The organism is Kitasatospora sp. NPDC057904, from assembly GCF_042887925.1.
Taxonomy (GTDB): Bacteria; Actinomycetota; Actinomycetes; order Streptomycetales; family Streptomycetaceae; genus Kitasatospora.
On record NZ_JBHVOL010000007.1, the window covers coordinates 139,343 to 158,913 of the forward strand.

15 protein-coding genes are annotated in these 19,571 nt (G+C 74.2%); 4 read left to right on the plus strand and 11 right to left on the minus strand.

Features of this window, described 5'->3' with window-relative positions; genetic code table 11:
• The first annotated feature begins 60 nt into the window (after positions 1–60).
• Positions 61–1,833: a hypothetical protein gene (locus ACFVSN_RS19565; protein WP_387956291.1), complete on the plus strand. Its 1,773-nt coding sequence runs from the start codon at positions 61–63 to the stop codon at positions 1,831–1,833.
• On the opposite strand, the gene ACFVSN_RS19570 is transcribed toward ACFVSN_RS19565, so the two are convergent.
• From ACFVSN_RS19570 to ACFVSN_RS19590, 5 genes are all read right to left on the minus strand, one after another.
• Entirely contained in the window at positions 1,797–2,429 is a 633-nt protein-coding gene (locus ACFVSN_RS19570; protein WP_387956292.1) for a hypothetical protein, read from the minus strand. The two genes, ACFVSN_RS19565 and ACFVSN_RS19570, sit on opposite strands and share 37 nt — an antisense overlap.
• Before the next feature lie 101 nt (positions 2,430–2,530).
• Positions 2,531–3,547: an ABC transporter ATP-binding protein gene (locus ACFVSN_RS19575; RefSeq protein ID WP_380500084.1), complete on the minus strand. Its 1,017-nt coding sequence runs from the start codon at positions 3,545–3,547 to the stop codon at positions 2,531–2,533.
• On the minus strand, positions 3,544–5,142 hold the full coding sequence (locus tag ACFVSN_RS19580) for an ABC transporter permease (RefSeq protein ID WP_387956293.1): 1,599 nt from the start codon (positions 5,140–5,142) through the stop codon (positions 3,544–3,546). Before ACFVSN_RS19580 ends, ACFVSN_RS19575 begins: the two co-directional genes overlap by 4 nt.
• Positions 5,139–6,203 (minus strand): extracellular solute-binding protein, encoded by a 1,065-nt coding sequence (locus ACFVSN_RS19585; RefSeq protein WP_380500086.1) that lies wholly within the window; start codon positions 6,201–6,203, stop codon positions 5,139–5,141. The genes ACFVSN_RS19580 and ACFVSN_RS19585 overlap by 4 nt, the downstream gene beginning before the upstream one ends.
• Positions 6,204–6,585: 382 nt before the next feature.
• The gene (locus ACFVSN_RS19590) at positions 6,586–8,832 is read right to left on the minus strand and encodes a heavy metal translocating P-type ATPase (protein ID WP_387956294.1); all 2,247 of its coding nucleotides are present in this window, start codon (positions 8,830–8,832) and stop codon (positions 6,586–6,588) included.
• Between the two features lie 250 nt (positions 8,833–9,082).
• Between ACFVSN_RS19590 and ACFVSN_RS19595 the strand changes: the two genes are divergently transcribed.
• A complete protein-coding gene (locus ACFVSN_RS19595) occupies positions 9,083–9,433 on the plus strand; it encodes a heavy-metal-associated domain-containing protein (RefSeq protein WP_380444127.1) in 351 nt (116 codons plus the stop codon).
• Between the two features lie 102 nt (positions 9,434–9,535).
• On the opposite strand, the gene ACFVSN_RS19600 is transcribed toward ACFVSN_RS19595, so the two are convergent.
• Positions 9,536–10,207 (minus strand): hypothetical protein, encoded by a 672-nt coding sequence (locus ACFVSN_RS19600; RefSeq protein ID WP_380500089.1) that lies wholly within the window; start codon positions 10,205–10,207, stop codon positions 9,536–9,538.
• Between the two features lie 228 nt (positions 10,208–10,435).
• On the opposite strand from ACFVSN_RS19600, the gene ACFVSN_RS19605 reads away from it, so the two are divergent.
• On the plus strand, positions 10,436–10,885 hold the full coding sequence (locus ACFVSN_RS19605; protein WP_387956295.1) for a hypothetical protein: 450 nt from the start codon (positions 10,436–10,438) through the stop codon (positions 10,883–10,885).
• A gap of 27 nt (positions 10,886–10,912) precedes the next feature.
• Here the strand turns inward: ACFVSN_RS19605 and ACFVSN_RS19610 are convergent, their stop codons facing one another.
• A complete protein-coding gene (locus ACFVSN_RS19610) occupies positions 10,913–11,524 on the minus strand; it encodes a TetR/AcrR family transcriptional regulator (RefSeq protein ID WP_387956296.1) in 612 nt (203 codons plus the stop codon).
• Between the two features lie 103 nt (positions 11,525–11,627).
• On the opposite strand from ACFVSN_RS19610, the gene ACFVSN_RS19615 reads away from it, so the two are divergent.
• Positions 11,628–13,172 carry an FAD-dependent monooxygenase gene (locus ACFVSN_RS19615; protein WP_387956297.1) on the plus strand — a complete coding sequence of 515 codons (1,545 nt, stop codon included), beginning with the start codon at positions 11,628–11,630 and terminating at the stop codon, positions 13,170–13,172.
• 77 nt (positions 13,173–13,249) lie between these two features.
• Here the strand turns inward: ACFVSN_RS19615 and ACFVSN_RS19620 are convergent, their stop codons facing one another.
• From ACFVSN_RS19620 to aroA, 4 genes are all read right to left on the minus strand, one after another.
• A complete protein-coding gene (locus tag ACFVSN_RS19620; protein WP_387956298.1) occupies positions 13,250–14,200 on the minus strand; it encodes a Gfo/Idh/MocA family protein in 951 nt (316 codons plus the stop codon).
• 52 nt (positions 14,201–14,252) lie between these two features.
• The gene (locus ACFVSN_RS19625) at positions 14,253–16,889 is read right to left on the minus strand and encodes a tetratricopeptide repeat protein (RefSeq protein ID WP_387956299.1); all 2,637 of its coding nucleotides are present in this window, start codon (positions 16,887–16,889) and stop codon (positions 14,253–14,255) included.
• 215 nt (positions 16,890–17,104) lie between these two features.
• Positions 17,105–18,289 (minus strand): chorismate synthase, encoded by a 1,185-nt coding sequence (gene aroC, locus ACFVSN_RS19630; protein WP_387956300.1) that lies wholly within the window; start codon positions 18,287–18,289, stop codon positions 17,105–17,107.
• Positions 18,286–19,560 (minus strand): 3-phosphoshikimate 1-carboxyvinyltransferase, encoded by a 1,275-nt coding sequence (aroA, locus tag ACFVSN_RS19635; RefSeq protein WP_387956301.1) that lies wholly within the window; start codon positions 19,558–19,560, stop codon positions 18,286–18,288. Before aroA ends, aroC begins: the two co-directional genes overlap by 4 nt.
• Positions 19,561–19,571 lie beyond the last annotated feature (11 nt).

A 19,571-nucleotide genomic window follows, 5' to 3' on the forward strand; every position in this document is an offset into this window, starting at 1 on the left:
GCACCGCGAACAGCCGGGCCGCCGTCGGTGGCCCGGCGTCAGGCAGCAAACGGGGGTGGCGTGTCCGAGTCGCGTTGGGTGCCCGGGCTCCGGTTCGGACCGGAGTTCGACCCCGAGCAGTACGAGCTCCTCGAATTCCACCACCGGGGCGGGGAGGCCGAGGTGTGGCGGGCCGTTCGTACCGGCCACAACGGGCGCAAGGAGCTCGTCGCCGCCAAGATCATGCTCGAACGGGACCCGTCCGAGGTCCGCCGCTGGCTCGGCCGCTGGGACGACGTCTCGCACAACGCCCACCGCCTCGGCATCACCGACCTCGTCGTACCGAGCTTCCTGCTCGGCCCCTCCCCGCACCGGCCCGGCGCCGCGCCCACCAGCGGGCTGCTCGCCTACCAGATCTCCCCCTGGGTCGACGGCGTCCCGCTGCACACCTGGGCCGGTGCGAACCGCGCCGGGCCCTCGGCGGCGGCCGAGGTGCTCGCGCGGCTGTGCCGCATCGTCGACGAACTGCACCGCAAGCGCTGGGTGCACCGCGACATCTCCCCCGCCAACGTCCTCGTCGACGCGGCCGGCCAGGTCAAGCTCATCGACCTCACCTTCCTCGCCCCGCTCGACCACACCCTCACCGTCGCCGTGTTCACCCCGGGGCACGTGCCGCCCGAGGCCGAGCAGGTCGGCGGCTTCCCGACCACCGCCAAGGACCTGTTCGCCGTCGGCACCCTGGCCCGCGCCCTCCTGCTGCCCGACCACGGCCGCCTCGACCACCGGCTGGCCGTCGAACAGGCCCGCGCCGAACTCCTCGCCGCCGGCTACGGCGAGGAACTCGCCGACTGGGCCTGCGAACCGCTCGCCCGCGACCCCGACCGGCGCCCCGCCCCGCTCGGCCCCTGGGCCGCCCGCGGACGCGAACTGCTGCGCGCGCACCGGCCGCGGCCCCGCACGACCGGCCTGGCCGTGCTGCCGGGTTCGGGCGGCACCCCGCTGGTCGCCGCCGCGCGGGCGCACGGAGGCGTCCTGCTGGTGGGCGCACAAGGGCTTCCGCCCGGGCAGGGGCCGGAAGCCGTACGGGAGTTGGTGTGCGGACGGGCCGGGCTCCGCAGTGAACTCGTCCTGTGCGCCGAGGACGGCACCGGCACCCTGTGGGTCGGCACCACGACGGGCTGGTGGGAGGCCGCGCGCGGCGTCACCGGCCTCGCGGGCGGCGTCGACGCCACCGGCGAACTGACCGTCTGGACGGCCGCCGGCGGCGCACTGCAGTCCTTCCGCTGGGCCCCCGGGCGCACCCTCACCGGCCGCGAACTGCCCGACTGCCCCGCCGACCGGGTCCTCGCCGCCGTCGAGGAGCGGCCCGGCGCGTGGCTCGTCCTCGTCGAGCACCGGGACCGCGCCCTGTGGTGGCGCGCCGGCACCGGCACCGGCCCCACGCCGCTCGGCCCGCCCGGACCACTCCGCGCCGCCGCCCTCGCCCGCACGTCGGCGGGACCGCAGGCCGCCACGCTGCGCGCCGACGGCTCCGTCCAGCTGCACACCCTCGGCGCCGCCGGCCACGCCCCCGAGGTCGGCGACGGCGAGCCCGCCCACGCCCTCGCCCTGGCCGGCCACCGCGGCGGGCCGACGCTCGCCCTGGCCGGCGAGGGCGGCGTCCGCCTGCGCACGGCCACCCCGGCCCGCCACCCGCGCTGGTGGCGCCCCACCCTGCGCCCGGCGACCCGCGTCGCACTGGCCGTCGGGGACGACTGGCGGCTGTGCCTGGCGGCCGTGGTCGAGGGCGAGCTGCAGTGCTGGCAGGAGGACACGGCCTACCGCTGGCAGGCGGTGGCGCTGCCGCCCCAGTGACTCCTGCGGGCCGCCGACGGCGTGAATAACCCGGCCGTCCCGACGCCGTGGGCCGTCAGCTCCTCGACCACGACCCGGAGCACGGCTGCGGCCATCAGCGGCATGACGGCGTCCTTGCAGTTCAGGGAGAGTTCGAGCGAATCCGGCCGCAGCGTCACGCCGTTGGGCGTGTAGCAGTCGGGAGCCTGGCAGAACTCCCGGAACTCGGCTTCACCGAGCTCCCTCCCGTCCTCGGTGACCCGGTACAGGCGCTCCCGAGCGGCCGTGAGCGCGGCCAGCGTCCGGAGGCCGTCCCCGTACCGGACGGCGAGCCGCCACACCTGGTCGACCGGATACCCCTGCGACACGACGATCGGCAGGGTGTCGGGGTCGACCACGATCCCGTCCGACACGCTCAGCGACGCGACGGCCCGGCGCTGCCAGTCCGCCGCCCGTCCGTCGAACGCGTCGTTGAAGGCACCGGCCGCACGCCACAGGTACACCGGACCGCCCAGCCGGACGGCCAGTTCGAAGCACCGCTCCACCTCCCCGCCGTCACCGCCCCCGAGCGCCGCCCGCCCCGACGCGAACGCGGCCTCGGCCCCATTGACCGCCATGCCACAGGAGTACCACGCCCCACCGACAACCGGCCCGCGGCGAACGCCGCCACGACCCCTCGGTCCGTCAACTCCACTGCCGGAAGCGGCCGTCCGGCTCGTCAGGCCTGGTCCGGGAGGGCGTGGGCCGGGCCCTCGACGGTGACGTAGGCCTCGCCCTGGGGCCAGGGGTGGGGGGTGTAGGCGATCAACGTGGGCGGGAGGGTTTCGGATTCGGGGCGGAGTTCGATCCGGTGGTCGTGGCCGCGGAAGTCGGACGTCACCACGTGGGCGCGGACGGAGTCGGGGGAAGCCTCGGCGCTCAGGCGGAGTTGATGGGGGCGCACCAGGGCCAGCGTCCCAGAGGTGACGGAGGCGGGCTCCGCCAGGGCCAGGGCCCCGAACGGGGTGCGGGTGGCCGGCACCAGGTTGGCCTCGCCCAGCACGCGCGCCACGGCGGCGTCGGCCGGGCGGTGGTACAACACGTCCGGCGTGCCCGCCTGGGCGATGCGGCCCTCGCGCAGCACCGCGATGGTGTCGGCGAAGGCCAGGGCCTCGTCCTGGTCGTGGGTGACCAGGATCGCCGTCGTCCCGGCCTTCCGCAGGGTCGAGGCGACCTCGCGCCGCAGCTCCGCCCGCAGCGCCGCGTCGAGGGCGGCGAACGGTTCGTCCAGCAGCAGGAGTTGAGGACGAGGAGCCAGTGCCCGGGCAAGGGCGACGCGCTGCTGCTGCCCGCCGGAGAGCTGGTGCGGGCGGCGGTCGCCCAGGCCTGCGAGGCCGATCAGGTCGAGCAACTCGGCCACGCGGGAGCGGCGCTCCGCTCGCGGCAGGCCGAACCCGATGTTCCCGGCCACCGTGAGGTGTGGGAACAGCGCGCCGTCCTGCGGGACGAGGCCGATGTTGCGGCGCTCGGCGGCGACCCGGCTCCGCCCGTCGTCCAGCGTCCGCCCGTGCAGCACGACGCTGCCCGAGGCGGCCGGGTGGAAGCCGGCCACGACCCGCAGCAGGGTCGACTTGCCGCAGCCGGACGGCCCGAGGATGCAGGCGAGGGCGCCCTCCTCCACGCTCAGGTCGATGCCGGAGAGGACCGGGCTGCGCCCGTGGGTGGCGTGCAGATCGACGACGGACAGTCCGGTCATGAGTTCTTCCCTGGGCGGCCGAGGGTGCGGTGGGTCAGCAGGAGCACGGACGGGACGGACAGCGCGACCATGAGGGCCGCGTACGGCGCCGCGGCCCCGTACGCGAGTCCGCTGGTGTACACCCAGAACTGGGTGGCCAGGGTCTGGGTGCCGGTGGGGCGCAGCAGCAGGGTCGCGGTCAGCTCGGTGGAGGCGGTGAGGCCGACCATCGCGACGGCCGTTCCGAGTCCGGGCAGGACGAGCGGCAGGGTGACGCGTGCGAGCACGGCGAGCGGCCGGGTGCCGAGCGAGCGGGCGGCCTCCTCGACGCCGGGCGGCACCTGGGCGAGGGCGGCGCGGACGGCGGTGAGGGCGAGCGGGAAGAACAGCACGACGTACCCGGCGACGAGCATCGGCGGCTGCTGGTACAGGGGTTGGGCGTAGCGGACGGCGAAGAACACGACCGACAGGGCGACCGCGATGCCGGGCAGCGCCCGGGTGAGGTAGGCGGCGCGCTCCACGAGCAGCGCGGGCCTGCTGCCGCGCCGCCACGCGTACAGGGCGACGGGGACCGCCGCCGCGGTGGCGACGAGGGCGGCACCGAGCGCGTACCCGAGGGTGGCGAGGGTCGCGCCGACGACCGACGCGGAGGGCAGGGTCGTCGAACTGCCCTTCACCAGCCAGTACCCGAGCGCGTACACCGGCACGCCGAGCGCGACCCCGACGAGCGCCGTGAGGCCGGCCAGCGCCGGCGCCGTCCACCGGCCGAGGCGCACGGGCCGCGCGGTGCGGGCGACGGCGCCGTGCCGGGTGACGCGGGCGTTCCGTCCGGCCCAGGCCTCCAGGCCGACGAGCAGCAGCGCGAGCGCCACCAGGACGAGGGTGAGCAGGGAGGCGGAGGCGGCGTCGAAGCCGAGCTTGTACTGGGTGAAGACGGCGGTGGCGAAGGTGGTGTAGCGCAGCATCGCGAACGCGCCGTACTCGCCGAGCAGGTAGAGCGAGACGAGCAGGACGCCGCCGGCCAGGGCGGGCCGGGTGAGCGGGAGGGTGACGCGCCACAGGGTGGCGAGGCGGCCGCGGCCGAGCGAGCGGGAGACCTCCTCGGCGGCGGCGTCGCCGTGCCGCAGGGCCGCCGCCACGGGCAGGAACACGAGCGGGTAGAGCGAGCAGGTCATCACGAGCACCGCGCCCCAGTAGCCGTGCACGGAGCGGAACAGCGAGACCCAGGAGTAGCCGCGGACGAACTCCGGCACGGCGAGCGGCAGGGCGAGCGCGACGGTCCAGGCGCGGCGGCCGGGCAGGGTGGTGCGTTCGACCAGGTAGGCGGCGCCGAAGCCGAGGACGGCGGTGAGGAGGGTGACGGCGGCGGCCAGGGTGACGGTGTGCCACAGCAGGGTCGCGATCAGCGGGCGGCCGAGGAGGCGCCGGGCCTGGTCCCACCCGCCCTGCGCGGCCTGGGCGACGACGAAGCCGAGCGGCGAGGCGACGACGGCGACGACGGCCACCGCGACGGGCGCGAGCAGGCCGGCGGCCCGCCACTGCGCGGACGCGGACAGGCCGGTGGCCCGCCACCGCCGGAGCGGGGACGGGCCGTCGGCACGGACGGGTGCGGTCACTGGAGCAGACCGGCGTCCTGGAGCAGCGACAGCGCCTGCTTGCCGTCGCCGAGCTGGGCCGGGTCGGCGACGGTGCCGATGCCGTCCAGGGCGGGCAGGTCGGGCTTGCCCTGGACGCCGGTGACGAGCGGGTACTCGTAGCTCGCGGAGTTCGCGATGACGGTCTGGGCCGGGGCGCTCGCGAGGTAGGCGAGGAGGGCCTGGGCGGCGGCCTGGTGCTTGCCGCTCTTCAGCACGGCGGCGCCGGAGACGTCGACGAGGGAGCCCGGGTCGCCCTTGGGGAAGTAGTGCAGGGTGCTGTGGGTGCCGCCCGCGCCCTTCTCGTCGCGCATCCGGTAGAAGTAGTAGTGGTCGATGACGCCGCCCTCGACCTCGCCGCTGTTGATCGCGGCGGACAGGGTCTCGTTGCTGTCGTAGACCTTGGCGTTGTCCTTGAGGCCCTTGAGCCACTGCTTGGCGGCGTCCTCGCCCTTGGCCTTGAGGACCTGGGTGACGACGGGGGCGAAGTCGGTCTCGCTGGGGGCGATGCCGAGCCGGCCCTTCCACTCGGGCTTGGCGAGGTCCAGGACGGAGGCGGGCGGCGCGGTGTCGGCGCCCTTGCCGGTGGCGGTGAGGAAGGCGGAGGTGCGGGCCGAGATGCCGACCCAGTCGCCCTTCGGCGAGCTGTCCGTGGCCGGGACCGCCTTGAGGGTGTCGGCGGCGACCGGGGCGAGCAGGCCCTTGTCGTCGAGGACGGTCAGGGCGGGCGGGTTCTCGGCGTAGAAGACGTCGGCCGGGGAGGCGGTGCCCTCCTGGAGGATCTGGTTGGCGAGCTCGGCCTCGTCGCCGGAGCGCAGCTCGACCTTGATCCCGGTGCGCTTGGTGAAGTCGTCGGTCAGCGCCTTGACGGTCTGCTCGTGCTGACCGCTGTAGAGGGTGACGGTCTGGCCCGCGAGGGCCGTGCCGGAGGGAGCGGGAGAGCCGTCGGAGCCACTGGAGCCGGAGCTGCCGCACGCCGTGAGGGCGAGGGCGCAGGCGGCGACGAGGGACAGGGCTGCGAGGGGCCGGACGGTTCCGGGCATGGTGAGGGCTCCTCCGAGGTGGCGGGGGTTTCGGTCGGACGCACGCCTCCACGGCCCGGTTCGGGCCGTCGGGACGCTGGCTGCGGCGGCCTGACGGCACGAGAACCTAGGGCAGGGAAGGCTTGCCTAACAAGTTTCGGAGCGTCACATCTCGACCCGGTCTCGTCCCGGTCGCGCTTCGGTGGACAAACCGCCAAGGCCGGGCAAACCGGCCTTCAAGCGCAGGTCAGAGCGAGGGTGTACGACGGATCGTCAGCCGGGGGCTCCCGGAGGGTGGCTACCTTGCGTGACCGGCAGCCGGTCGTACCGGGACGGTCCGGCACTGCCAAAGGGCCCCGGAACCAGGAGGTTCCGGGGCCCTTGCCACAAGCGGTCGCGCGGATCAGCGGAAGCGGCGGAGCCGGAGGCTGTTGCCGACCACGAAGACCGAGGAGAAGGCCATCGCGGCGCCCGCGATCATCGGGTTGAGCATCCCGGCCGCCGCGAGCGGCAGGGCGGCGACGTTGTAGCCGAAGGCCCAGAACAGGTTGCCCTTGATCGTCGCCAGGGTCCGGCGGGAGAGCCGGATCGCGTCGGCGGCGGCCATCAGGTCCCCGCGGACCAGGGTCAGGTCGCCGGCCTCGATGGCGGCGTCGGTGCCGGTGCCCATCGCCAGGCCCAGGTCGGCCCGGGCCAGCGCGGCCGCGTCGTTGACGCCGTCGCCGACCATCGCGACGACCTTGCCCTCGGCCTGGAGGCGCTTGACGGTGTCCACCTTGTCCTGCGGCATGACCTCGGCGATCACGTGCTCCGGCGCGATCCCGACCTCGGCGGCGACGGCCTCGGCCACCGCCCGGTTGTCACCGGTGAGCAGCACCGGGGTCAGGCCCAGGCGGCGCAGTTCGGCGATGGCGGCCGCACTGGTCGGCTTGACCGCGTCGGCCACCTCCAGGACGGCCCGGGCCTCGCCGTCCCAGCCGACCGCGATCGCCGTCCGCCCGGCCGCCTCGGCGGTCCGCTTGGCCGCAGCGAGGCCCTCGGGCAGGTACTGGGCCCACTCGTTCAGCAGCGCCTCCCGGCCGGCGACCACCGCGTGGCCGTCGACGACGCCCTGGACGCCGAGGCCGGGGACGTTCTCGAAGCCCTCGACCGGCGGCAGGTCGCCCGCCTTCGCCGCGGCGGTGGCGATCGCCCGGGCGATCGGGTGCTCGGAGGCGTGCTCCAGGGCGCCGGCCAGGCGCAGGGCCTCGGCCTCGGTGACGCCCTCGGCGGTGTGGACGGCGAGCAGGGTCATCCGGCCGGTGGTGACGGTGCCGGTCTTGTCGAGGACGACGGTGTCGACCTTGCGGGTGGACTCCAGCACCTCCGGGCCCTTGATCAGCACGCCGAGCTGGGCGCCGCGGCCGGTGCCGACCAGCAGCGCGGTCGGGGTGGCCAGGCCCAGGGCGCACGGGCAGGCGATGATCAGCACGGCGACGGCGGCGGTGAAGGCGGCGGTCCAGCCCTCGCCGGTGCCGAGCCAGTAGCCGAGGGTCGCGATCGCGAGGGTGATCACGACCGGCACGAAGACCGCCGAGATCCGGTCGGCGAGGCGCTGGGCGGCGGCCTTCCCGTTCTGTGCGTCCTCCACCAGCTTGGCCATGCGGGAGAGCTGGGTGTCCGCGCCGACCCTGGTCGCCTCGACGACGAGCTGCCCGCCCGCGTTGACGGTGGCACCGGTGACGGCGTCGCCGGCGGCGACCTCGACCGGGACGGACTCGCCGGTGAGCATCGACGCGTCCACGGCGGACGCGCCCTCGACCACGACGCCGTCGGTGGCGATCTTCTCGCCGGGACGGACCACGAACCGGTCCCCCACCGCGAGTTCGGCGATCGGAACCCGCACCTCGCGGCCGGCCCGGAGCACCGCCACGTCCTTCGCCCCGAGCTCCAGCAGCGCCTTGAGCGCCGCCCCGGCGGTCCGCTTCGAGCGGGCCTCGAAGTAGCGGCCGGCCAGGATGAAGGCGGTGACGCCGGCCGCCGCCTCCAGGTAGATGTTGCCCGCGCCGTCGCTGCGGCCGATGGTCAGCTCGAACCCGTGCCGCATGCCCGGCATGCCGGCCGTGCCGAAGAACAGCGCCCACAGCGACCACAGGAACGCGGCGCCGGTGCCGAGCGAGACCAGGGTGTCCATCGTCGCGGCGCCGTGCCGGGCGTTGGTGAACGCGGCCCGGTGGAACGGCCAGGCGGCGTAGGTGACCACCGGGGCGGCGAGGGTCAGCGACAGCCACTGCCAATTGTCGAACTGCAGGGCCGGCACCATCGCCATCGCGATCACCGGGACGGCCAGCGCCACCGCGGTGATCAGCCGCTGGCGCAGCGGCGCCAGCTCTTCGGCTTCACCGGTGTCCTCGCCGGCGGCGGGGCCGACGACGGCCGGGGGCTTCGGAAGGGCGGCGGTGTAGCCGGTCGCCTCGACGGTGGCGATCAGGTCGGCGACCTCGACCGTGCCCTCGAAGCTGACCTTCGCCTTCTCGGTGGCGTAGTTGACGCTCGCCGAGACCCCGTCCATCCGGTTGAGCTTCTTCTCGATCCGCGCGGCGCACGATGCGCACGTCATGCCGCCGATCGAGAGTTCCACCTCCGTGGAGGCGGGTGCCTGCGTGCTCATCGTTGCTCCTCGCGTCCGTGGCGCTGCGGGATCGGTACCCGGGAGGGGTATCCGGTGACGCCGGGGCGGCGCCGGGTTCCTTTATACCCCTGGGGGGTACCTGCCGCAAGACGTCGCCGGATACCCCCCATGGGTATTTCTGAAGCACGGGAACGTCTTGACTCGATACCCCATGGGGGTATTAACTCGGCGGCGTCGAACAGACCGGCGCCGGCCCGGCGCCCATCCCGAGTCCCGAGGAGAGAGCGTCATGAACACCGCCCAGACCATGAGCAAGGCCACCGCCACCATCGACCCGTCAGCCGCCGGGGCGACCGCCTCCTCCTGCTGCGGCTCGTGCGGCACCGGCGCCGCGGCCGCCCCGGCCCCCGCCGTCGCCGTCGCGGGCCGCGCGGTCTTCCAGGTGCAGGGCATGACCTGCGGCCACTGCGTCTCGTCCGTGACCGCCGAGCTGAAGAAGATCGACGGCGTCACCGACGTCGCCGTGGACCTCGCCACCGGCCGCGTCACCGTCGAGGCCACCGCGCCGCTCGCCGACGAGGCCGTCGCCGCCGCGATCGACGAGGCCGGCTACGACCTCGCCGGCCGCCTCGACGGCTGACGATCGGCACCCGCACCACACCCGACCCGTCGGCCCGGACGGACGGCACCCCGTCCGCCCGGGCCGACGGGTTCCGCCCCCGGACCGCCGGATCGAGGCGACTCAGTGGGCGAGCTTCACCGCGCCCGCCGTCATGGCCAGCCAGGCGCCGGTGATCAGCGCGATCGCCACGGCGAGCGGCAGGTGGACGGCACCGAAGAACAGGTCGAACACCCACCCCGCGAAGAAGAACGGCACCAGGCCCACGCCCCCGAGCCACCGGACGTCCTCGTCGATCCCCGGCAGACCGGCCACCACCAGGCCGGTGCCCACGGCGATCAGCAGCGCGAGCAACGCCAGGAGACCGAAGCGGAATTGCGGGAACACCGACTTGTGGCCCCGGTACTCGACTTGGGCGACGTCGCCCCGCCAGACCTTCAGCTGCACGTACGTGCCGACGTCCGCGTCGTCGTAGAACGCCTCGCCGACGTCGTAGTCCTTGCCCCCGGGATCCGACTCGCGCGCCACCGTGAGGTTGTGGGTGGTCGAGTCCCCGCTGCGGCCCACCCACCGGTCCGTCACCCGGCCGCTCTCCAGCCGCACGCAGACCGACCCCGCCGGCGGGTTGCCGGTGCTGCAGACGGGGGCGCGGGTGTACGCGCCCACGTCCTGGTTCACGGCGACGGTCCGCTCGATGCCGAACCCGACCGCGCACAGGCCGATCACGAGGAGCACCCCGCGCGCCAGCACCACGAGGGCCGTCCGCCATGCGCGCCGCGGCCGTGCGTCCCTCACGTCCCCCACCGTCCTCGCCACCCCCTGCTCCCCCTCGGGATGATGCCAAACAACGGGCGACCCGGGGCCGGAACCCCGACATTCCCCGCCCTTTCCCCCAGGGGTCCCGCACCCTTCCGTACGACCACGGTGGGAGCCGGTCCGGCACCTGAGGTGCACGAACGCCGTCCGGCGCGCCGCCGAGGATGGAGAGGCCAACACCGGCCCCCACACCCAGGAGCGTGACCCATGGCCATCCGACGAAACGCGGTGATCGGCGGCACGGCGGCCGTGATCGGACTCGGCGCACTCGCCGCCTTCGCCGTCCCGACCCTGAACGGCCTGCGGGAGGGCCGGCACGTCGAGGAGTCCGCCTACGCCACCGGCGCCAAGGCGAAGGCCGACCGCACGTCGATGCCGGCCTGGCTCCCCGACAGCGCGACGACCGTCAACTACCGTATGTCCACCACGGGTTACGACCGTCTGCTGGCCGCCACCGTCCCCGACGGCCGACTGCCCGAGGGCTGCACCCCGGGCGAACCGCGCGGCGCCGTCAACCTGACGGCGGCCTGGTTCCCCGGCGACACGCGCGCCAAGGCGACGGCCCGCTGCGGCAGCTACGACGCGGCCCTGGTCGGCGACCGGCTGTACGCCTGGCAGGACCACGCCGTCGAACTCGCGGCCCTGCGGGCGGGTTGAGCCCTCCCCCGTTGAACTCCCCGCGCGCTACGGCGCCTTGAGTAGGGGCAGGACGACGTCGTCGAGGATCTCGTCGACGACCTGATCCGACGGCACGCCGCCGCCCAGGAGGAACGCGTCGCGCAGGAGGTCGAGCGGGAGGGAGGCCGTGCGCGGGTTGATGCGCGCGGCGTTGATCTGCCCGCGGTCGGCGGCGCGGCGCATCATCGCCTCCAGCGCGTCCACCGCCCCGAAGGCCGTCAGCCCGGCGCGGAACCGCGCGCGCAGCTCGGGGTCGCGCATCAGGTCGATGAGGAAGCCGTGAACGGCGTCCGTGGGCAGGTCGTCGAAGCGGTGCAGCAGGCTGAGCAGGAAGGCGGCCAGGTCGGCCCTCAACTCGCCGGTGTCCGGCGGTTCCTGGAAGTCGGGGGCGTTGCGGCCGAGCGCGGCGATGACGAGGGCGGGCCGATTGGGCCACCGGCGGTAGAGCACCGGCTTGCTGGTCCGGGCGCGCACGGCGACGCCGTCCATGGTGAGCCGGTCGTAGCCGTGCTCGGCCAGTTCCGCCCACACCGCGTCGAGGATCGCGCGCTCAAGCTCGTCGCCCCGCCGGCGTGACGCCCGGCCGGCTTCCGCCCCGCCCACCGCTGCTCTGCCCATCACCGGATCCCGTAGATACGTTGCGTTTCTTATGGGGGCCAGTCTACAGTCGGGAGCAAGAAACGCGCCGTATCTTATGGGCTCGTACCCGAGGGAGACCGCCATGCCTGGCTCCGAAACACAGCTCGAAACCACCGACGTCCTCGTCGTCGGCGCCGGACCGGTGGGCCTCGCGCTCGCCGTCGGCCTGGCCCGCGCGGGCGTCGACTGCCGGATCGTCGAACGCGACCCGGACTTCCGCGACCGCGGCGTGCGCGGCAAGGGGGTCAACCCGAGGACGCTGGAGGTGCTCGACGACCTCGGCGCCGCCGACGCGATCCTCGCCCGCAGCCTGCTGAACCCCAAGCTCCGCACGTACGAAGGCAGTCGGGTCGTCCACGAGGTCGACCCGGCCGCCGCCAACACCGCGACGCCCGACCGCCCGTACGCCGGCATGGTCCTGCTCGCGCAGCACCACACCGAGGCGGTGCTGCGCGACCGGCTCGCGGAGCACGGCGGGAAGGTCGAGCTCGGGACGGAACTCGTGGACTGCGCCCAGGACGGCGAAGGCGTGCTCGCGACACTCCGCCGTTCCGACGCCGGCACCTCCGCGATCCGCGCACGGTACGTCGTCGGCTGCGACGGCGGGCGCAGCACCGTCCGCAAGCTCACCGGCATCCCGTTCCTCGGCGAGACCTGGGAGGAGGAGCGGTTCATCATGGCGTCGATGCGCATCGACGGCCTCGCCCCCGACCGGATGCACATCTGGAACGACGCCCGGTTCGGCGCCGGCGCCCTCGCCATCGTGCCGCTGCGCCAGGACGACACGTGGGCCGTCCACGCCGCCGTCATCCCCGACGAGGACGGCGTGCTGCCCGCGCCCACCCTCGACACCTTCCGCCGCGTCTTCGCCGAGCGCGCCGGCCTACCCGGCGTCACCCTCCACGACCTCACCTGGGCGAGCACCTGGCGCCCCACCGTCCGCATGGTCGAGCGCTACCGCAGCGGCCGGATCCTGCTCGCCGGCGACGCCGCGCACTGCCACTCCGCGGCCGGCGGACAGGGCATGAACACCGGCATCCAGGACGCCCACAACCTGGCCTGGAAACTCGCCGCCACGCTGCGCGGCGCCCCGGACGCCCTCCTCGACAGCTACGAGGCCGAGCGCCTGCCCGTCGCCCGCGCCGTCCTCGCCGCCACCTCCGCCCAGCACCGCACGCTCTTCTCGGACGGCGGAGCCCGGGCCCTGGCCGACCAGTTCGCCGACCTGACGGCCACCGCGGGCGGCGACTTCACCGGCCTCTCCCTCGGCTACCGCGGCGGCCCGCTCGGCCGCGACCTCGACGACGCCACCGGCATCCGCGCCGGCGACCGCGCCCCCGACGCCCCCTGCCGCACCACCGACGGCCCCACCCGCCTGTTCGACCTGTTCCGCGGACCGCACTTCACCCTGCTGAGGTTCACCGACCGCCCCGGCCCGCCGCTCCTCCCCCCGCTCCCCGGCCTCCGCGAGGCCGCCGTCCAGGACCCGGACGGCCACGCGCACCGCGCCTACGGCCTCACCGGCGACGCCACCGTCCTCGTCCGCCCGGACGGCTACGTCACCCTGACGGCGGGCACCCCCGACGCCGAGCAACTCCGCGACCACCTACGCCAGTTCGCCATCTGACCGACGCTCTCCCCAAACGGGACCAACCAGTCCCCCCCCGGGGCCCACCCGGAGCCCCAGCGCCCGCCGGCACGCTCTCAGGCTCCCGGCACCGCGTGGTGGATCGCAGTAATCGTCGCCGCCGCGTCGAACCCCAGCACCGGATCGGGCCGCCCGGAGAGCAGGCTGGCGTAGAGCGGGCGGTAGTGGGCGACCTTCCGCGCGGTCCGGCCGTCGTTGCCGAAGGCGGCCAGCAACTCCCCCTGCCGTGCTGCGAATCCGGTCATGGCAGTGTGATCGATCCAGACTTCCACGCCGGAGCGGCCGAACACCAGGCTGCTCTCCTTGCTACTGGAACCGGTCAGCCAGCTGCTCCGCAGCCGGGCCGTGCCGGCCACGCCCCGGGAGCGGAACTCCACGGTGCACCATGCGCTCGCGCCGCCGTCCATCTGCCGGGAGGACGCGAGTCCGGTGAGGTCGACGAAGCGGGTGAGCATGCTGAGCTGGTTCACCCCGGAGTCCATCCAGCTGGAGACGTACGAGGCGAAGGCCTCCGCTCCGCGGAGCACGTACGGGTCGTAGAAGGCGGAGGTGATCGCCGTGATCGGCCCCCAGTCCGGATTCCCGGCGACCAGTTCCACCGCCCAGTCGACCTCGGGGGAGAACGCGAAGTGGTGGGCGGTGAACAACCGGCCCGCAACGTCGGCCTCCCGCTCCAGCTCACGCAGCCTCGCGAGGGAGGCGAGGTCGTGGACGAGAGGCTTCTCCACCAGCACCCTGGCCGAGGAACGGAGCAGAGCCAGTACCGCCAGATCGGCGTGCGTCTCCGTCGGGACCGCGAGGACCACCAGGTCCGGCCGGTGCGCGTCGAGAGCCTCGGCGAGGCTGCCGTAGTGCGGGGGCCTCGCGCCCCGGAAGTCCACCGGCGCGACCGGACGCGGGTCGGCCGTGAACTCCAGGAACACGTCGTCCCGCTCGGCCAGGACGGCGAGGTGGGTCTCGGCGATGATGCCGACCCCGACCAGGCCGACGCGCACCGGATCGGTCATGCGTTCACTTCCCTCCGGCCGGATCCGGCCTCATGCCCCGTACTCTCGTGCCTCATGGTCGCGCGGCCACCTCCGCCCACCGGCCCAGCGACACGGCGGCGCCGTCGACCCACTCGACCCGCGGATCGCGCTCCACGGCCTGTGGCACGCCATCGATCCAGCTGGTCACGATCGGCACCCAGTAGGTGTTGCCGCCCGACCTGCGGGTCCGCGCGTCGAGCTCGGCCCGCGTGCGGCGGACGCCCTCGTGGTCACCGCCGAGGACCCCGAGCAGGATCTGGGCCACGTCGGCCAGGTTGTGGCCGCCGCGGTACCCGATCCCGTCCGCCAGCCGACGAGTGTCCCCGACCGCCTCGGCGGCGGCCCCGGCATCGCCGGCCACCGCGTGCGCGACCGCCTCGGCGGAACGGATCTTGACGAGCTCGACCGGATTGGGCACCAGATCGAGCAGGTCCCTCGCGCGGGTCGCCACATCCGCCACCGCAGCGACGTCTCCGGACCAGCAAGCGGTCTGCGCCAGGTTGGCCAACGCCTTCGCCTCCGCGGCGGCGAGGCCCTCGCGCCGGGCCAGGCCGACCGCCTCCCCGTACACGGAACCCGCCTCGTCGAAACGGGCGTTCACCCGCCAGATGTGACCGATCAGCCGCAACCGTTCGCCCTCGTCCTCCGGCCCACGACTGCACTGCTCCCGGAGCGAACCCAGTGCCCTGCCGAACCGTCCGTTGAGGTAGTCGTAGTCGCAGAGCCAGTACCTGGCCACCCCGTCGAACTCGCCGCCCACCAGGCCCCGGTAGATCTCCGCCGCCTTGGCGTAGTCCCCGTGGTTGCGCAGCGCGTGGGCGAGGTGAATCCGCACCAGCTGCGCCGTCGGACCGCCCTGCGGCAGGCTCTCCCCCGCCGCGTCGAGCAGCCCGACCGCCTCTGCGGCACGGCCGGTCCGGCGCAGTTGGACACCCCGTATGGCAGCGAGGACCGCCCGGTACTCCGGCGTCCCGGTCCGTTCGACGGGGAGTCCGGTGCCCAGCTCCGACCACTGTCCGGCCTCGACGAGGCGCTGCGTGGCCCGGGCCATCCAGTCCGCGAAGACTCCGTGCTCCGCCGAGAGCTTGAGGCCGGACTCCAGGACCTGGGCGATGGTCACCCGCTCGGCGGACGGCCCCAGCCGGTCCCCCAACCAGGCGAGCAACCGGGCCGCGGCCTCGCTGCGGTCGCGGTCGGACCAGCCGTCCGGGAGGGTGCGGTCCGCCTCGCGGATGGCGTGGCGCAGCGCCGCGTGCAGCGCGTACGGCAGGGCGTAGGCGTCGTCGTGTGTCAGGAACGGCCGACGCAGGAACCTGGCCACGCTGCCGTCGGAGACGTGGGGCTGTCCGGCCCGCAGGAGATCGGCGCCGACGCGGTCGGTGAGCGCCGCGGTACGGACGAGGTCACGCTCGTCCCGGGGCAGGTCCCGGATCGACCGGGTGGCCACGGCCGTGAACGAGCCGCCGAAGTCGGCCGCCGACGGCTGCCCTCCGCGGGCGAGCAGCGCCGCGAAGTGGGACACCGACAGGTCCAGGTACAGGGGCAGGCCCTGCCCGCCCGCGATGATGCGCCGGCGGACCTCGGCGGGCATGGCGGGCTCGCCGTCCCGGGTGAGCGCTTCGCTGAGGTAGCTGTCGGCGTCGGAGTCCGAGAGGTAGCCGACGAGGTGCTGGCGGGGCTCGACCGTGTCGTTGCTGAAGTGCAGGTTCGGCCAGGATCCGGGGCCGGTGAAGTCCAGTTCGCCGCCCGCGCCCGTGTCGGCCCAGTCGATGCGGTTGCGGCCGGTGATCACGAACAGCACGTTGGGCATCAGGTAGACGCAGCGCTGGATCAGCCGCTCCACGGTGCGGTCGGCGCCGCCGTTGACCACCTCGAAGGTGTCGAGGAACACGCACACCGTGGGCCGCCGGTCCGAACGGCCGCGGTGGGAGAGGCGGTCCAGGTCCCAGGCGAGCAGGTACGGGAAGTACGAGAGCGTCTCGTAATCGGCGTCGGCCTCGATCAGCTCCGCGAACAGCTCGCAGTCCGCCAGCAGCCGGCCTTCGCGCACGCGGTCCCGGACCGCGCGGTAGGTGGCCAGGGCCGCGCGGTGCGCCAGCCCGGTCAGCCCGCCGAGCCCCGCGGGATCGATCTCCCGCACGGTGTCCGCGATCTGCTCGCCGAGACCGATGCTGCGGGAAGCCCGACGCAGGGCCGGTGAGGCGTCGAGGAAGTCCTGGAGCGCCTCACCGGGGTGAGCACGGGCCCAGTAGGAGGCGAGCGCCAGGTCGAAGGCGGGCCAGCGGCTGCCCAATTGCCCCAAGCCGGCCCGCAGACGCAGCAGCAGGCCTTCCAGGTCGGCGGCCCCGTCCTCGGAGACGTCGACCCGGACGGCCACGACGTCGCCCCGCCCCTGGGCTGCGGCATCTGCGAGCAGCCGACGCTCCAGCTCGTGGGAGAGCGTCGTCTTCCCTATGCCACCCACCCCGTAGAGCGTCAGGACGTTGCGGCGCCCCTGCGCCCGGTCCACGACCGGCGACACCTCGGCCTCGTCCAGCGTGCGGCACAGGCCGTCCACCGACCGTTCGAACGCGGCCACTTCGTCGACCCGGTTGGTGAAGACCTGTTGCGCAGTGACGGTGGACGACAGCCCGCTCATGAACGCGGCCCGCAGGTTCACCCGTGCCATCCCGCCTCCTTGTCCGCGCCACCCCGATGATGACCCGTCCGCACCGCCCGAGGAGTGACGTGATCTGAGATCCTGTCAGGTCTCTGCGGAGCGCGACAAGGATCGGCCGCTGCCGGGCGGGCCGACCAGCACAACCACGGGCGAATTACCCCCGGCCCTCGCTTCGCTCGGCCGGTGGCTTCGCCAAGGGGCCTCTTCTTCTGGTCGCTCGCTCATCATCGGATGATCAGGTGGTCGAGGTAGCCCTGCACGTTGCGGCGCGTCTCCGAGACGTGGTCGCCGCCGAACTTCTCGTTGACCGCGTCGGCCAGCACCAGCGCGACCATCGCCTCCGCGACGATGCCCGCGGCGGGCACCGCGCAGACGTCGGAGCGCTGGTGATGCGCCTTCGCCGGCTCACCCGTACGCACGTCCAGCGTCTGCAACGCCCGCGGCACCGTCGCGATCGGCTTCATCGCCGCACGCACCCGCAACAGCTCACCCGTCGACAACCCGCCCTCGGTGCCGCCCGAGCGGCCGGAGGTGCGCTTCACACCCTCCGCCGTCGGCACGATCTCGTCATGCGCCTTCGACCCCGGCACCCGCGCCAGCTCGAAACCGTCCCCGACCTCGACACCCTTGATCGCCTGGATCCCCATCAACGCAGCCGCCAGCCGCGCGTCCAGACGCCGGTCCCAGTGCACATGCGAACCCAGACCCACCGGCACCCCGTACGCCAGCACCTCGACCACACCACCGAGCGTGTCACCGTCCCGGTGCGCCTGGTCGATCTCCGCGACCATCGCCTTCGACGCATCCGCGTCCAGGCACCGCACCGGATCCGCGTCCAGCCGCGCCTCGTCCGACGGCACCGGCAGCACACCGACGGGCGCCTTCGCGGCGGCCAGCTCCACGACGTGGCTGACGATCTCGATCCCGCACGTCTCCCTCAAGTACGCACGGGCCACCGCGCCCAGCGCGACCCGCGCCGCCGTCTCACGGGCACTCGCCCGCTCCAGAATCGGACGGGCCTCCTCGATCGAGTACTTCTGCATGCCCGCCAGATCGGCGTGGCCCGGACGCGGACGCGTCAGCGCCTCGTTGCGGGCCAGACCCGCCAGCACCTCGGGATCGACCGGGTCGGCCGACATGACCTGCTCCCACTTCGGCCACTCCGTGTTGCCGACCATGACCGCCACCGGGCTGCCCATCGTCAGACCGTGCCGGACACCGCCGAGGAACGTCACCTCGTCCCGCTCGAACTTCATCCGCGCGCCACGACCGTAACCGAGCCGGCGACGCGCCAGCGCGTCGGCCACCACGGCCGTGGTGACCGGTACACCAGCGGGCAGGCCCTCCAGCGTCGCGACCAGTGCGGGGCCGTGCGACTCCCCCGCCGTCAGCCAGCGCAGCCCGGTCAACGTCGTTCTCCTTCCAGAGGTGCCGGGAACAGCCGGCGCAGTTCGGCGTGGAAGCCGGGAAAGGTCTTGGTCACGCACGAGGGGTCGTCGAGTTCGATCCCGGGCGCGCGCAGCCCGAGGACGGAGAACGCCATCGCGATCCGGTGGTCGCGGTGGCACCTGATCCGGGCCGGCCGGACCGGCCCCGGATGCACGGTGATCCGGTCCTGGGCCGTCTCGACCGTCACGCCGCAGGCGGCCAGGTTCCCGGCGACCGCCTCGATCCGGTCCGACTCCTTGAGGCGCGCGTGGGCGATGCCGCGGATCGTGATCGGCGCGTCGGCCAGCGGCGCGATCGCGGCCAGCGTCATGAAGGTGTCCGAGATCGCGCCCATGTCGACCTCGAAGCCGCCGCGCAGCCGCCCGCTGCCGGTGACCGTCGTCGCGTCCGCGCCGACCTCGACCCGGGCGCCCGCGGTGCGCAGCACCTCGACGAAGCCGAGGTCGCCCTGGAGGCTGTCGCGGCCCAGGCCCGGGACGGTGACCGCGCGCCCGGTGACCGCGGCGGCGGCGAAGACGTACGAGGCCGTCGAGGCGTCCGGTTCGATCGCCAGGTCGGTCGCGGTGTAGCCGCCGGTGCCGATCCCGATGACCCCGGGGGCCTCCTCGGTCACCCGAGCGCCGAAGCGGCGCATCAGCGCGACGGTCATGTCGATGTACGGCCGGCTGACCAGGTCCCGCACGGTCACGGTCAGCGGGGTGTCCAGCAGCGGCGCCGCCATCAGCAGACCGCTCAGGAACTGGCTGCTGTGCCGGCCGTCCACGGCGAGCTCACCGCCGCGCAGCCCGTCGGCGTCCACCAGCAGCGGCAGTCCGCCGCTTCCGGCGGCGCGGACGTCCGCGCCGAGGCGTCGCAGGGCGTCGGCCAGCGGGCGCAGCGGGCGGGCGCGCAACTGGTCGGAGCCGTCGAAGAGGTAGCGGCCCCGGCCGGTCGCGGCGAACGGGGGCAGGAACCGGGCGGCGGTCCCGGCGTCGGCGCACCGGATCGTGGCGCCGCCGGACGGGCCCCCGCCGATCCCGGTGACCCGCCATTCGCCGTCCTGCGGGCCGGTTGCGACGGGCACGCCCAGGTCGGTCAGCGCGGTCCGGAAGGCGAGCGTGTCGTCGCTGGTCAGCGGTGCCCGCAGCCGGCTGGTGCCGGTGGCGGCCGCGGCGAGCAGCAGGGCCCGGTTGGTGATGCTCTTGGAGCCCGGGATCCGGGCGGTGAGCGCGGGGCCGGCGGGAGCCGTCACCGGTGCACCCC